The following is a 14,060-nucleotide window of genomic DNA, read 5'->3' as shown; positions in this document are numbered from 1 at the left end:
TCGCATCCCAGGGAGCTCATTCCATGGCCTCGTTGCCGACCTCTTCCGCCCCTTCCGCTTCCGCAGACGCAGACAGCCGGACCAGGATCGCAGCCCTCCGTGAGGCTCTCGCCACACGTGTCGTCGTCGCCGACGGTGCGATGGGGACGATGCTCCAGGAGCAGGATCCGACTCTTGAGGATTTCGAGAATCTTGAGGGCTGCAACGAGGTTCTGAATGTGACCCGCCCGGATATTGTGCGGTCGGTTCATGCCGCGTATTTCGGTGTGGGTGTCGACTGCGTCGAGACGAATACATTCGGGGCGAATTTCGCCGCGCTCGCGGAGTATGACATTCCTGAGCGGGTGCACGAGCTGTCGGAGGCGGGTGCACGGATCGCCCGGGAGGTCGCGGACGAGTTCACGGCCTCCACGGGACAGCAGCGGTGGGTGCTGGGGTCGATGGGGCCGGGGACGAAGCTCCCGACGCTCGGCCACGCCCCTTACACGGTGTTGCGGGACGCGTTCCAGGCGAACGCGGAAGGCATGATCGCCGGCGGTGCCGACGCGCTGCTGGTGGAGACGACGCAGGATCTGCTCCAGACGAAGTCGGCGATCCTGGGTGCCCGCCGCGCGCTGGACATTTCCGGTCTGGATCTGCCGTTGATCTGTTCGGTGACGGTGGAGACGACGGGGACGATGCTCCTGGGCTCGGAGATCGGCGCGGCTCTGACCGCGCTGGAGCCTCTCGGTATCGACATGATCGGTTTGAACTGTGCGACGGGTCCGGCGGAGATGAGTGAGCATCTTCGGTATCTGGCCCGGCATTCGCGGATTCCGCTGTCGTGCATGCCGAACGCGGGTCTGCCGGTTTTGGGGAAGAACGGCGCGCATTATCCGCTGTCGGCCTCCGAGCTGGCGGATGCGCAGGAGACGTTCGTGGGGGAGTACGGGCTGTCCTTGGTGGGCGGCTGCTGCGGGACGACGCCGGAGCATCTGCGGCAGGTCGTGGAGCGGGTGCGGGGGCTGGTCCCGGCCGTGCGGGAGCCGCGTCCGGAGCCGGGGGCCGCGTCGCTGTACCAGACGGTGCCGTTCCGTCAGGACACCTCCTACATGGCGATCGGTGAGCGGACGAACGCGAACGGGTCGAAGAAGTTCCGGGAGGCGATGCTGGAGGCGCGCTGGGACGACTGTGTGGAGATCGCCCGGGACCAGATCCGTGAGGGCGCGCACATGCTCGACCTGTGTGTCGACTATGTCGGGCGTGACGGTGTGGCGGACATGGCGGAGCTGGCGGGCCGCTTCGCCACGGCTTCGACTTTGCCTCTGGTGCTGGACTCGACCGAGGTGGAGGTGATCCGGGCCGGTCTGGAGAAGCTGGGCGGCCGTGCGGTGATCAACTCGGTCAACTATGAGGACGGCGACGGCCCAGAGTCGCGGTTCGCGCAGGTCACACGCCTCGCTCAGGAGCATGGCGCGGCGCTGATCGCGCTGACGATCGACGAGCAGGGCCAGGCCCGCACCATTGAGCACAAGGTCGCGATCGCGGAACGCCTGATCGATGACCTGACGGGGAACTGGGGAATCCGCGAGTCGGACATCCTCATCGACACCCTCACATTCACGATCTGCACGGGGCAGGAGGAGTCGCGGGGCGACGGGATCGCGACGATCGGCGCGATCCGGGAGCTGAAGCGCCGCCACCCCGACGTCCAGACCACCCTGGGCCTGTCGAACATCTCCTTCGGGCTGAACCCGGCGGCGCGGGTGCTGCTGAACTCGGTGTTCCTGGACGAGTGTGTGAAGGCCGGTCTGGACTCGGCGATCGTCCACGCGTCGAAGATCCTGCCGATCGCCCGCTTCGACGAGGAGCAGGTCACCACCGCCCTGGACCTGATCTACGACCGCCGCGCGGAGGGCTACGACCCCCTCCAGAAGCTGATGGCCCTGTTCGAGGGCGTGAACACCAAGTCGCTGAAGGCCGGGCGGGCGGAGGAACTCCTCGCCCTGCCGCTGGACGAGCGGCTCCAGCGCCGGATCATCGACGGGGAGAAGAACGGCCTGGAACGCGACCTCGACGAGGCCCTTCAGGACCGGCCGGCGCTGGCGATCGTCAACGACACCCTCCTGGAGGGCATGAAGGTCGTCGGTGAGCTGTTCGGCTCGGGGCAGATGCAGCTTCCGTTCGTGCTCCAGTCCGCCGAGGTGATGAAGAACGCCGTCGCCTACCTGGAACCCCACATGGAGAAGTCCGACGCGGAGGGCAAGGGCACCATCGTCCTCGCCACCGTCCGCGGGGATGTTCACGACATCGGGAAGAACCTCGTCGACATCATTCTCTCCAACAACGGCTACAACGTGGTCAACCTCGGCATCAAACAGCCGGTGTCCGCGATCCTCGAAGCCGCCCAGGAACACCGCGCGGACGTGATCGGCATGTCCGGTCTGCTGGTCAAATCGACGGTGATCATGAAGGAGAACCTCCAGGAGCTCAACCAGCGCAACATGGCCGCCGACTACCCCGTCATCCTCGGCGGCGCGGCCCTCACCCGCGCCTACGTCGAACAGGACCTCCACGAAATCTATGAAGGAGAAGTCCGCTACGCACGCGACGCCTTCGAGGGCCTGCGGCTGATGGACGCGCTGATCGCGGTCAAGCGCGGGGTCCCGGGGGCGGTGCTGCCGGAGCTGAAGCAGCGCCGGGTCGCGAAACGCGACACCCCGGTACTCGACGTCACAGAGCCGGAGATTCCGGCGCGCTCCGATGTCGCGGTGGACAATCCGGTGCCGGTGCCGCCGTTCTGGGGGACGCGGGTGATCAAGGGGATCCAGCTCAAGGAGTACGCCTCCTGGCTGGACGAGGGGGCCCTGTTCAAGGGGCAGTGGGGACTGAAGCAGGCCCGCGCGGGCGACGGACCCTCCTACGAGGAGCTGGTGGAGAGCGAGGGGCGGCCGCATCTGCGGGGCTGGCTCGACAAGCTCCACACCGGGAACATGCTCGAAGCCGCCGTGGTCTACGGCTACTTCCCCTGTGTGTCCAAGGGCGATGATCTGATCCTGCTCCACGAGGACGGATCCGAACGCACCCGGTTCACCTTCCCGCGCCAGCGCCGGGGCCGGTATCTGTGCCTGGCGGACTTCTTCCGCCCGGAGGAGTCGGGCGAGGTGGATGTGGTCGGCCTCCAGGTCGTCACCGTCGGCTCCCGCATCGGGGAGGCGACCGCCGAGCTCTTCGCCCAGGACGCCTACCGCGACTACCTCGAACTCCACGGGCTCTCCGTCCAGCTCGCCGAAGCCCTCGCCGAGTACTGGCACGCACGGGTCCGTGCCGAACTCGGCTACGGCGGGGAGGACCCGGCCGACGTGGAGGACATGTTCGCGCTCAAGTACCGGGGCGCACGCTTCTCCCTCGGGTACGGGGCGTGCCCGGACCTGGAGGACCGGGCCAAGATCGCGGAACTCCTCCAGCCGGAACGGATCGGGGTCCACCTCTCGGAGGAGTTCCAGCTCCATCCCGAGCAGTCCACCGACGCCATCGTCATCCACCACCCCCAGGCGAAGTACTTCAACGCGCGGTAGCCGCCCCCGTACCAGCCCGTACCACCGCACGAGCCCGTCCCCGGCACTCCGGGGGCGGGCTCGCGCCGTCTCCGGTCCCCGCGCACCGTCCCCCGGAAGGGCGCCGCCGTTATCCCCAGGCGCTTTCGCGCCGCCGGACGTACACTTGTCGGTCCCAAGCAGGCCGGTCGACTTGTTTCCACGGGAGAGCCGTGGAAAAGGGCGACCGGCCTTCTCGTCCCTCCCGGAGGTGTGCCAATGACCAGCACGGTCCCCGCGTCGCTGACCAGCAGGGTCCCCGAGTCGTTCACCCTTCCGGCCGACGGGGCCGCTCTTGAGGCGGTCTTCCTCGACATGGACGGCACCCTCGTGGACACCGAGGGCTTCTGGTGGGACGCGGAGGCGGAGGTCTTTGCCGACCTCGGGCACGAGCTGGACGAGGCCTGGCGCGATGTGGTGGTCGGCGGCCCCATGAGCCGCAGCGCGGGCTTCCTCATCGAGATGACGGGGGCGGACATAGCCCTGCCCGAACTCACCGTGCTGCTCAACGACCGCTTCGAGGCCAGGATCGACCGCGGTGTGCCGCTGATGCCCGGCGCCGAACGGCTGCTCGCCGAACTCGCCGCCCACCGGGTGCCCACAGCGCTGGTCTCCGCCTCGCACCGGCGCATCATCGACCGGGTCCTCGTCTCCCTGGGCCCCGCCAACTTCACCCTCTCGGTCGCCGGTGACGAGACCCCCCGCACCAAGCCGTACCCGGACCCCTATCTGCTGGCCGCCAGGGGCCTGGCCGTCGACCCCGCCCGGTGTGCCGTCATCGAGGACACCGCCACCGGGGTCGCCTCCGCCGAAGCGGCCGGCTGCCGGGTGGTCGCCGTCCCCTCCGTCGCCCCCATCGCCCCCGCCGAGGGCCGGACCGTCGTCGGATCCCTCGAAGAAGTGAACCTCAGCTTTCTCCGCAGTCTCATCACACCCATGAACGGAGACGGCACTGTCCGTGTTTCTTGAATTTCGAAGAAACACGGTTCACGCCGGTCGTATATTCCGATTGGCCTGATCTGCGTTTATGCAGGACCCCTCCGATAACTTTTCACGCGTGACGTTCATCACCGAGAATTCCCCGGACGGCCCCGTCCGGGGTGGTCCGGGGACGCTTTGAGGTAGGCCCGGATGGTCCTTGTGTCCGTATTCATGGAGATGTGTACGGAACATTCCATGGCGTGACCATTCACTGATCGATACAAGCGATCACGGAGCGAATGCGTACCGGTTCCGGCCCGGTGAGACCGCACGTCCTCCGCCGACTAATCTCTTCGCGAGTCTTCGCCGCGACACCGATGCGCCCCGGCGGTCGCACAACCGCCGCGAACACCAGGACCGATCGTCCTGATTCCACGGACCGATCGAACCGCCCCACCGGGCGGCCGCGGCGAAGCCTCCCGTACATGCTGTATCCCAGTGCCGGATGAGGAGAACGTCCAGGATGAACCGTAAGACTCTGGTGCTGCCGGCCATGGTCGGTCTGCTCGCGCCCGTACTCGTCGCCTGCGGCAGTACGGAGAGCGGGGCAGGTGGCGGCGACGCCATTGTCGTGGGCACTACGGACAAGATCATTGAGGGCAAGGACTCTCCCGCGCCCCTCGACCCGGCGTTCGCCTATGACACCGGCTCCTGGAATGTGCTGCGGCAGACCCTCCAGACGCTGATGCACGCCCCTCGCGGCGGCGGTGAGCCCGTCCCGGACGCGGCCCAGTCCTGCGCCTTCACCGACAACGCCTCGCAGAGCTACCGCTGCAAGCTCCGCAGCGGTCTCAAGTTCTCCGACGGCACCGCCGTCACGGCCGAGGACGTCAAGTTCTCCGTCGAGCGCCTGCTCAAGATCAACGACACCAATGGCGCCGCCGCCCTGCTCTCGAACATCGACACCATCGAGATCAAGGGCGAGCACGAACTCGTCTTCCACCTCTCCACGCCGGACGCGACGTTCCCGTACAAGCTCTCCACCCCGGCCGCCGCGATCCTGAGCAAGAAGAACTACGACGGCAAGAAGCTCCGCAAGGGGCTCCAGGTCGACGGCTCGGGTCCGTACACGATGAAGGCCACGGACGAGGGCGGTGCCGTCACCAAGGTCGTCTTCAGCAAGAACGGCTCGTACCAGGGCGATGTCGAGCCCCGGAACAACAAGGTCGAGCTGCGCGTCTTCAAGGACTCCGAGGCCATGACCAAGGCCCTGGAGAAGGGCGACATCGACATCGCCACCCGGGAGATCGATTCCAAGCACATAGCGAAGATGCTGGACAACCCCAGCAAGGACATCCAGCTCACCGAACTGCCCGGGCTCTCCATCCAGTACCTCGCCTTCAACACCGACCACCCCTCGGTGAAGGACAAGGCCGTACGCCAGGCCATGGCCGCCCTGATCGACCGGGGCCAGATCGCCGCCGACGTCCACGCCGCCACCGCCGAGCCGCTCTACTCGCTCATCCCCGCCAGCGTCGGAGGCCATGAGAACGCCTTCTACAACAAGTACGGCGACCCCAGCGTCAAGCGGGCCAAGCAGTACCTCCAGCGGGCCAACATCACCACCCCGGTCAAGATCTCCCTGCACTACGCGAACGACCGCTACGCGGTCGAGGAGTTCGAGGCCATCCGTGACCAGCTGAACGCCTCCGGGCTCTTCCAGGTCACCGTCAAGGGCGCCGAGTGGTCGGAGTTCCGCGCCGCCGGCCAGCGCGGTGACTACCCCGTCTACGGCCTCGGCTGGGTCCCCGACTTCCCGGACCCGGACAACTACATCGCGCCCTTCCTGGAGAAGGGGAACTTCCTCAACTCGCCGTATGTGAGCACCGAGGCCCGCAAACTCATCCCCGAGTCCCGCCGGCTGGCCGACCGCGCCGCCGCCGACGAGACCTTCGCCCGGCTCCAGGCGATCATCGCCGAGGACGTCCCCGTGCTGCCGCTCTGGCAGGGCAAGCAGTACGTCGCCTCCCGCAAGGGCGTCAACGGAGTGGAGCGGCTCCTCAACGGCAGCTCCGACCTCCAGCTCTGGGAGCTGGAGAACAGCAAGTAGACCCCTCGGGGCCACCCGGACAGACGAACGAGCGGCGGCGGGCATCTCGCCCGCCGCCGCTCGTTCGCTTCTGTACCAGGGCCCTACTGCGCGCCGGGGCGCACCAGACCGCTCTCGTACGCGTACACCGCGGCCTGCACCCGGTCCCGCAGCCCCAGCTTCGTCAGCACATGGCCCACATGCGTCTTCACCGTCGTCTCGCTGACGAACAGATCGGCGGCGATCTCCGCGTTGGACAGGCCCCGCGACACCAGCTTCAGCACCTCGACCTCGCGGTCGGTCAGCGTGTGCAGCGTGTCCGGGAGCGGCTCCTCGCCCGAGGGGAGATGGCCCGCGTACTTGTCCAGCAGCCGGCGCGTGATGCTCGGCGCGAGCATCGCCTCGCCCGCCGCCACCACCCGGATCGCCTGCACCAGCTCATCCGCCGGGGCGTCCTTCAGCAGAAACCCGCTCGCCCCCGCGCGCAGCGCCTCCACCACATACTCGTCCAGGTCGAAGGTGGTCAGCACCAGCACCTTCGCCGGACCGTCCCGCCCGGGGCCGGTGATCTGCCGCGTCGCCTCGACGCCGTCCATCCGGGGCATCCGGATGTCCATCAGCACCACATCGGGCTGAAGCGCCCGCACCTGATCGAGCGCCTGGAGACCGTCCCCGGCCTCACCGACGACCGCGACATCCTGCTCGGCCTCCAAAATCATCCGGAAACCGGTACGCAGCAGCGGCTGATCATCGACCAGCAGAACGCGGATGGCCACAGGGAACTCCTCATAAGTCGGTCGGACCCATTCTGCCCTGACCCTCCCGGCTACGAAGCGGCCGGGGAAACCGCCGGGGAAACCGCCGGGGAAGCCGGGGAAACGCTCAGCGGATACACCGGGGGAGTGCCCCCGAACTCCGGACAGACCGACTGATGGTCACACCAGCCGCACAGCTTCGTGGGCCGGGGCCGCCACTCGCCCGACTCCGTCGCCGCCCTGATCGCCTCCCAGAGCGCCAGCAGCTTCCGCTCCACCCGCTCCAGATCCGCCGGCACCGGGTCGTACGTCAGCACATCGCCACTGCCCAGATAGACCAGCTGAAGCCGGCGCGGCACCACGGCCTTCAACCGCCAGATCACCAGCGCGTAGAACTTCATCTGGAACAGCGCGCCCTCGCTGTACTCGGGGCGGGGGGCCTTGCCCGTCTTGTAGTCGACGATCCTGACCTCGCCCGACGGCGCCACATCCACCCGGTCGATCACCCCGCGCAGCCGCAGCCCGGACTCCAGCTCCGTCTCCACGAACATCTCGCGCTCGGCCGGCTCCAGCCGTGTCGGATCCTCCAGCGAGAACCAGCGCTCCACCAGCGCCTCAGCCTCGCCCAGCCAGCCCGCCAGCCGCTCACCGCCCTCGTCCCCCGAGAACAGCTCACCCAGCTCGGGACGGTCCGCCAGCAGCCGGTCCCATTGCCCCGGAACCAGCGACTTCGCCCTCGGAGCCGTCCGCTCCGCCGCCGGGGCGTCGAAAAGCCGCTCCAGCACCGCGTGCACCAGCGTCCCCCGGGTCGCCGCGGCACTCGGCTTCTCCGGCAGCCTGTCGATCACCCGAAACCGGTACAGCAGGGGGCATCGCATGAAATCGCTCGCCCGCGAAGGCGACAGCGACATCGGCGGCCGGCCCGGCAACGGCTCGTCACTCGTCCTCATGACCACGACCCTAAGGCCCCCCACTGACAGCGAGCGCAATACCATCGACGTCAGAGGTCGGTACACCGCATGATCGAAGGGGCGGCCGACCGCCCCGCCGAGCGGCACGGCCGCCCCACCGAGACGAAGGGAACCCGTGAACGAGGACGACAAGCGAGGCGAGCGCAAGCGGGCGCGGGCCGACGCCGGGGGAGACCATCCCCAGGGCCCCGGCCGCAATGGCAAACCGCAGCGCCCGAACGGCCCCGGCGGCGGCATCCTCATGGGCCGCCCCTTCGGCGTGCCCGTCTATGTCGCCCCCAGCTGGTTCCTCGTCGCCGCCCTCATCACCTGGGTCTTCGGCGGCCAGCTCGACCGCGTCCTGCCCGACCTCGGCGGAGCCCGCTATCTGGTCTCCCTCTTCTTCGCCGTCGCCTTCTACGCCTCCGTGCTCGTCCACGAGCTGGCCCACACCGTCGCGGCCCTCCGCTTCAAACTCCCGGTGCGCCGCATCCAGCTCCAGTTCTTCGGCGGCGTCTCGGAGATCGAGAAGGAGACCGAGACCCCCGGCCGCGAATTCATCCTCGCCTTCGTCGGCCCGCTGCTCTCCCTCGTCCTCGCCGGGGTCTTCTACCTCGGCATGCAGGCCGTCGACCCCGGCACCGTCCCCGGAGTCCTCCTCGCCGGCCTGATGATCTCCAACCTCATCGTCGCCGCCTTCAACCTCCTCCCCGGCCTCCCCCTCGACGGCGGACGCATGCTCCGCGCCGTCGTCTGGAAGATCACCGGCAAGCCCATGAGCGGCACCATCGCCGCCGCCTGGGTCGGCCGCGCCCTCGCCGTCGCCGTCCTCATCGGCCTCCCCCTCCTCACCCACACCGGCGTCCTCGGCAACCCCACCCAGGACATCGGCGGCACCGAGACCGTCACCGACGCGCTCCTCGCCGCCATCCTCGCCGCCATCATCTGGACCGGAGCGGGCAACAGTCTCCGCGTCGCCCGGCTGCGCGAGCACCTCCCCGAGCTGGAGGCCCGCACGCTCACCCGGCGCGCCGTGCCCGTCGAGTCGAGCACCCCCCTCTCCGAGGCCCTCCGCCGCGCCAACGAGTCCGGAGCCCGCGCCCTGGTCGTCGTCGACGGCCACGGCGAGCCCACCGGACTCGTCCGCGAGACCGCCATCGTCGGCGTCCCCGAGCACCGGCGCCCCTGGGTCGCCGTCAGCGGGCTCGCCCAGGACCTCACCGACGACATGAGGCTCCCCGCCGCACTCGCCGGCGAAGCCCTCCTCGACCGCCTCAGGGCCACCCCCGCCACCGAGTACCTGGTGATCGAGGAGAGCGGCGAGATCTACGGCGTACTCTCCACCGCCGATGTCGAACGCGCCTTCGTCGCCGCCATGGCCCGCCCCCACTGACCCCCGCTCCCGACCCCCGCCGGACCCGGAGCGGACGGTCAGGTGCTCAGGCCCTCCCCGGGCCCGGTACGCTGGTCACATGTCCGAACCGACCGGTGCCGCCCGCCGACGCGGGCCCTTCAAGGTCGGGGACCAGGTCCAGCTCACCGATCCCAAGGGCCGCCACTACACGTTCACGCTCGAAGCCGGGAAGAACTTCCACACCCATAAAGGGTCCTTCCCGCACGACGAGCTGATCGGCGCTCCTGAGGGCAGTGTTGTCCGAACCACGGGAAACGTGGCCTACCTCGCGCTGCGCCCCCTGCTCCCCGACTATGTCCTGTCCATGCCCCGCGGCGCCGCCGTGGTCTACCCCAAGGACGCGGGGCAGATCCTGGCCTTCGCCGACATCTTCGCCGGTGCGCGCGTCGTCGAAGCGGGAGTGGGCTCCGGCTCCCTCAGCGCCTTCCTGCTGCGCGCCATCGGCGACCACGGCATGCTCCACTCCTATGAGCGCCGTCCGGACTTCGCCGAGATCGCCCAGCAGAATGTGGAGCGCTACTTCGGCGGTCCGCACCCCGCCTGGCAGCTCACTGTCGGCGATCTTCAGGACAATCTCTCGGACGCCGACGTCGACCGAGTGATCCTCGACATGCTCGCCCCCTGGGAGTGCCTGGACGCCGTCTCCAAGGCGCTCGTCCCCGGCGGCATCCTCTGCTGCTACGTCGCGACCACCACCCAGCTCGCGCGCACCGTCGAGTCCATCCGTGAGATCGGGTGCTTCGCCGAGCCGCAGCCCTGGGAGTCGATGATCCGCAACTGGCACGTCGAAGGACTCGCCGTCCGCCCCGACCACCGGATGATCGGGCACACCGGCTTCCTCGTCACCGCGCGGCGTCTCGCCGACGGCGTCGAGCCTCCGATGCGCCGCCGCCGGCCCGCCAAGGGCGCCTACGGCGACGACTACGAAGGCCCCAACAAGGGCTGACCCCCACCGCCGGCCCGGTGCCCGGGGGACCTTCCCCCGCTCCCGTACCGCACAACGCCTCACCGCCGCCGCCGAGTTCCCACCGCGATCCGCTTCGCGAAAGGGAACTCGGCGGCGGCGTCCTCGCGTTCGGCCCCGGGACGGTTACGAAACCCTGACAAGCGGGCCCGCACCCTGCCGTTCCCCAGCCCTGTGACGTGTGGCACGATGCAAACCTCCCTCCCGCCGCCGACGTGCCGCCGGCTTCGCCTTCACAGGAGACTTCACGCGTGCAGACCTCCGCGCTCCCGGACCTCGCGCACAATCGGAGCCGCCCGGTCCACTGGCTCGCCACCGCTGCCGCCACGGCGGCGGTCATCGCGCTCGCGGGACTGCTCCAGCCCGGCGCGGCCACGGCCTCCCAGCCCGACCGCGCCGCCGCCACGCCGTCCGCCGCCGGGGGGCCCGCACCCGATGTGCGTACACCGCTGCCCCTGGAGTGCGGCTCGGTTCCCAGCGCGGTGGTACGGGAGGCTGTCGGCGATCTTGACGGTGACGGGGGGCTCGAACGGGTCGTCGTGGCGCGCTGCCAGGCCGGCTCCGGCACCCCGCCCAGCGGGATCTATGTCCTCGCGGCGGGCCGGGACGGCGCCGGGAGGGTCGTCGCCACACTGATCGGCCCCGAGCGGCGGCAGAGTGTCGAGCGGCTCGCGATACGGAACGGGACGATCAGCGCCGCTCTGCTCGGCTACTCCTCGGACCAGGTGCCGAGCTGCTGCCCGGACGAGCGGGAGGAGGCCGAATGGCGCTGGTCGGACGGCAAGTTCCTGCGTACGAAACCGGACGAGGCGCGTCCGCTCTGAGCGCCGCGCCTGTCGTGAGCCCGCCGCCCGGGCCCTCCAGCGGGACCGCCGGACCGGCCGGCCGGGCCCCCGACCGCTTCGCCGGGTAGCGGAATCGTCACTCCGCGTCGGGGCCGTACACCTCGACCCTGTCCGAAACCCGACGTACATGGATACAGTCGCCCGGGCACTCCTTCACGGAGTCCACCACGTCCAGCAGCAGCGGCAGCGGCACCCGCGTGGTGGCCCCCGGATCCTGGAGAAGCTCGTCCTCGGAGCTCTTCACATACGCCAGGCCGTCGATGTCGAGCTCGAAGACGTCCGGGGCGTACTGCGCGCAGATACCGTCCCCGGTGCAGAGGTCCTGGTCGATCCAGACCTCCAGATCCTCGGCGGCGCCCTCGGGCGGGGCCTCGTGCTGCACGGTCATGTCTCCTGCCGTTTCCTGCGTCGGGTCGAGCGTCCGGCCAAGCGATCTGTCGCAAGTCGCGCCAGCCCTGACGGGTGTTGAACACTTCGACCTTACAACCGCCCGCTTTCCGATGTTGATGGGTGGGTATTCCCCTGACGTGAGGAAGAGCGCAAGGGTGAAGATCGGACACACCCCGACCGTCTTTGTGATCTAGGGGTTTCAATCACCACCCACCCAGGTAGGGTCAGGAAGCGTCCAGCTCCCCTTGGAGGAGGTGAGGACCGTGGCAGCCCACGACGACGACATCAACCGCGGCATCCGGCCGGGGCGGGGGTCTGAAGACCCAGCCGGCCAGGTCGCCTATCTTGAGCAGGAAATCGCCGTCCTGCGCCGCAAGCTCGCCGACTCTCCGCGTCACACGAGGATTCTCGAAGAGCGGATCGTCGAACTGCAGACCAATCTGGCCGGCGTGTCCGCGCAGAACGAGCGGCTCGCCAATACCCTCCGTGAGGCCCGCGACCAGATCGTGGCCCTCAAGGAGGAAGTCGACCGGCTCGCGCAGCCGCCGGCCGGCTTCGGTGTCTTCCTGCAGGCCAATGAGGACGGCACATGCGACATCTTCACCGGGGGCCGCAAGCTCCGGGTGAACGTCAGTCCGGGCGTCGAGCTCGACGAGCTACGGCGCGGCCAGGAAGTCATGCTCAATGAAGCGCTCAATGTGGTCGAGGCCATGGCGTACGAGCGCGCGGGCGACATCGTCACCCTCAAGGAGATCCTTGAGGACGGCGAGCGCGCCCTGGTCGTCGGCCACACCGACGAAGAACGAGTGGTGAGACTCGCCGAGCCCCTGCTGGACATCACCATCCGGCCCGGCGACGCACTGCTCCTCGAACCCCGCTCCGGCTATGTCTACGAAGTGGTCCCCAAGAGCGAGGTCGAGGAGCTGGTCCTCGAAGAGGTCCCGGACGTCGACTACAACAAGATCGGCGGCCTGGGCAACCAGATCGAGCTGATCCGCGACGCGGTCGAGCTTCCCTACCTCTACCCGGACCTCTTCAAGGAGCACGAACTGCGACCGCCGAAGGGCATCCTGCTCTACGGCCCGCCCGGCTGCGGCAAGACGCTCATCGCCAAGGCCGTCGCCAACTCCCTTGCCAAGAAGGTCGCCGAAGTCACCGGCCAGCCCGCCGGAAAGAGCTATTTCCTCAACATCAAGGGCCCGGAACTCCTCAACAAGTACGTCGGCGAGACCGAGCGGCACATCCGCCTGGTCTTCCAGCGCGCTCGCGAGAAGGCCAGCGAGGGCACTCCCGTCATCGTCTTCTTCGACGAGATGGAATCCCTCTTCCGCACCCGTGGCTCGGGCGTCAGCTCGGACGTGGAGAACACGATCGTCCCCCAGCTCCTCGCCGAGATCGACGGCGTCGAGGGCCTGGAGAACGTCATCGTCATCGGCGCCTCCAACCGCGAGGACATGATCGACCCCGCGATCCTGCGCCCCGGCCGTCTCGATGTGAAGATCAAGATCGAGCGTCCGGACGCGGAGGCCGCCAAGGACATCTTCGCGAAGTACCTCACCGCCTCACTGCCCCTGCACTCCGACGACCTCTCCGAGCACAACGGGTCCAAGGAAGCCGCCGCCCACGCGATGATCCAGTCGGTCGTGGAGCAGATGTACGCGGAATCCGAGGAGAACCGCTTCCTTGAGGTCACCTACGCCAACGGCGACAAGGAAGTCCTCTACTTCAAGGACTTCAACTCCGGAGCGATGATCCAGAACATCGTGGACCGGGCGAAGAAAATGGCCATCAAGGCATTCCTCGACCACAACCAGAAGGGTCTGCGCGTCGCCCATCTCCTCCAGGCGTGCGTGGACGAATTCAAGGAGAACGAGGACCTGCCCAACACCACCAACCCGGACGACTGGGCCCGGATCTCCGGAAAGAAGGGCGAGCGGATCGTCTTCATCCGCACGCTCGTCACCGGAAAGCAGGGCGCGGACACCGGTCGCTCCATCGACACGGTGGCGAACACCGGACAGTACCTGTAGAGGCGCACCGGCCGGGGGCGCCCCCCGCCGGGCGTCCCCGGCCGGCCGGTTCCCCCCCCGGGCCCCCCCGCCCCGCCGGGCGGGGGAGCCACACCCCCCCCCTAGCGCGGCCGGCCTCCCCCCCCGC

The 14,060-nt window shown here is 68.6% G+C and carries 10 protein-coding genes; 7 read left to right on the top strand and 3 right to left on the bottom strand.

The window, feature by feature from the left end; translation table 11 throughout:
• Positions 1-23: 23 nt before the first annotated feature.
• The 3 genes from metH (at position 24) to IE247_RS19390 (ending at position 6,606) form a co-directional block, all read left to right on the top strand.
• Positions 24-3,557 carry a methionine synthase gene (metH, locus tag IE247_RS19400; RefSeq protein WP_190124442.1) on the top strand — a complete coding sequence of 1,178 codons (3,534 nt, stop codon included), beginning with the start codon at positions 24-26 and terminating at the stop codon, positions 3,555-3,557.
• A 261-nt stretch (positions 3,558-3,818) separates the two neighbouring features.
• Positions 3,819-4,544, top strand: a complete 726-nt coding sequence (locus IE247_RS19395) for an HAD family hydrolase (RefSeq protein WP_373305583.1) — start codon at positions 3,819-3,821, stop codon at positions 4,542-4,544.
• A 475-nt stretch (positions 4,545-5,019) separates the two neighbouring features.
• Positions 5,020-6,606, top strand: coding sequence for an ABC transporter substrate-binding protein (locus tag IE247_RS19390; RefSeq protein ID WP_190124440.1), 1,587 nt, complete (start codon positions 5,020-5,022; stop codon positions 6,604-6,606).
• 83 nt (positions 6,607-6,689) lie between these two features.
• On the opposite strand, the gene IE247_RS19385 is transcribed toward IE247_RS19390, so the two are convergent.
• The gene (locus tag IE247_RS19385; protein WP_190124439.1) at positions 6,690-7,361 is read right to left on the bottom strand and encodes a response regulator; all 672 of its coding nucleotides are present in this window, start codon (positions 7,359-7,361) and stop codon (positions 6,690-6,692) included.
• Positions 7,362-7,411: 50 nt separating this feature from the next.
• Complete coding sequence (locus IE247_RS19380; RefSeq protein WP_229869226.1) at positions 7,412-8,290, bottom strand: RecB family exonuclease; 879 nt, start codon at positions 8,288-8,290, stop codon at positions 7,412-7,414.
• A 136-nt stretch (positions 8,291-8,426) separates the two neighbouring features.
• On the opposite strand from IE247_RS19380, the gene IE247_RS19375 reads away from it, so the two are divergent.
• From IE247_RS19375 to IE247_RS19365, 3 genes are all read left to right on the top strand, one after another.
• Positions 8,427-9,683, top strand: coding sequence for a site-2 protease family protein (locus tag IE247_RS19375; RefSeq protein ID WP_190124437.1), 1,257 nt, complete (start codon positions 8,427-8,429; stop codon positions 9,681-9,683).
• Between the two features lie 79 nt (positions 9,684-9,762).
• Positions 9,763-10,650: a tRNA (adenine-N1)-methyltransferase gene (locus IE247_RS19370; RefSeq protein WP_190124436.1), complete on the top strand. Its 888-nt coding sequence runs from the start codon at positions 9,763-9,765 to the stop codon at positions 10,648-10,650.
• Between the two features lie 269 nt (positions 10,651-10,919).
• Entirely contained in the window at positions 10,920-11,492 is a 573-nt protein-coding gene (locus IE247_RS19365) for a hypothetical protein (RefSeq protein ID WP_190124435.1), read from the top strand.
• 97 nt (positions 11,493-11,589) lie between these two features.
• On the opposite strand, the gene IE247_RS19360 is transcribed toward IE247_RS19365, so the two are convergent.
• Entirely contained in the window at positions 11,590-11,901 is a 312-nt protein-coding gene (locus tag IE247_RS19360; protein WP_190124434.1) for a ferredoxin, read from the bottom strand.
• A gap of 265 nt (positions 11,902-12,166) precedes the next feature.
• On the opposite strand from IE247_RS19360, the gene arc reads away from it, so the two are divergent.
• A complete protein-coding gene (gene arc / locus IE247_RS19355; protein ID WP_190124433.1) occupies positions 12,167-13,933 on the top strand; it encodes a proteasome ATPase in 1,767 nt (588 codons plus the stop codon).
• The last annotated feature ends 127 nt before the right edge of the window (positions 13,934-14,060 follow it).

Origin of the sequence: Streptomyces inusitatus, from assembly GCF_014651115.1 — a bacterium.
In the GTDB taxonomy this organism is placed as follows: domain Bacteria; phylum Actinomycetota; class Actinomycetes; order Streptomycetales; family Streptomycetaceae; genus Streptomyces; species Streptomyces amakusaensis.
The sequence above is the reverse complement of the archived record's forward strand: the minus strand, read 5'-3'. Positions and strand labels throughout refer to the sequence as shown.

What these genes read in the sequence shown, in the direction of transcription:
- IE247_RS19360 (WP_190124434.1), bottom strand. Translation starts at nt 11,901, where the DNA reads ATGACCGTGCAGCACGAGGCCCCGCCCGAGGGCGCCGCCGAGGATCTG.
- IE247_RS19380 (WP_229869226.1), bottom strand. Translation starts at nt 8,290, where the DNA reads ATGAGGACGAGTGACGAGCCGTTGCCGGGCCGGCCGCCGATGTCGCTG.
- IE247_RS19390 (WP_190124440.1), top strand. Translation starts at nt 5,020, where the DNA reads ATGAACCGTAAGACTCTGGTGCTGCCGGCCATGGTCGGTCTGCTCGCG.
- IE247_RS19370 (WP_190124436.1), top strand. Translation starts at nt 9,763, where the DNA reads ATGTCCGAACCGACCGGTGCCGCCCGCCGACGCGGGCCCTTCAAGGTC.
- metH (WP_190124442.1), top strand. Translation starts at nt 24, where the DNA reads ATGGCCTCGTTGCCGACCTCTTCCGCCCCTTCCGCTTCCGCAGACGCA.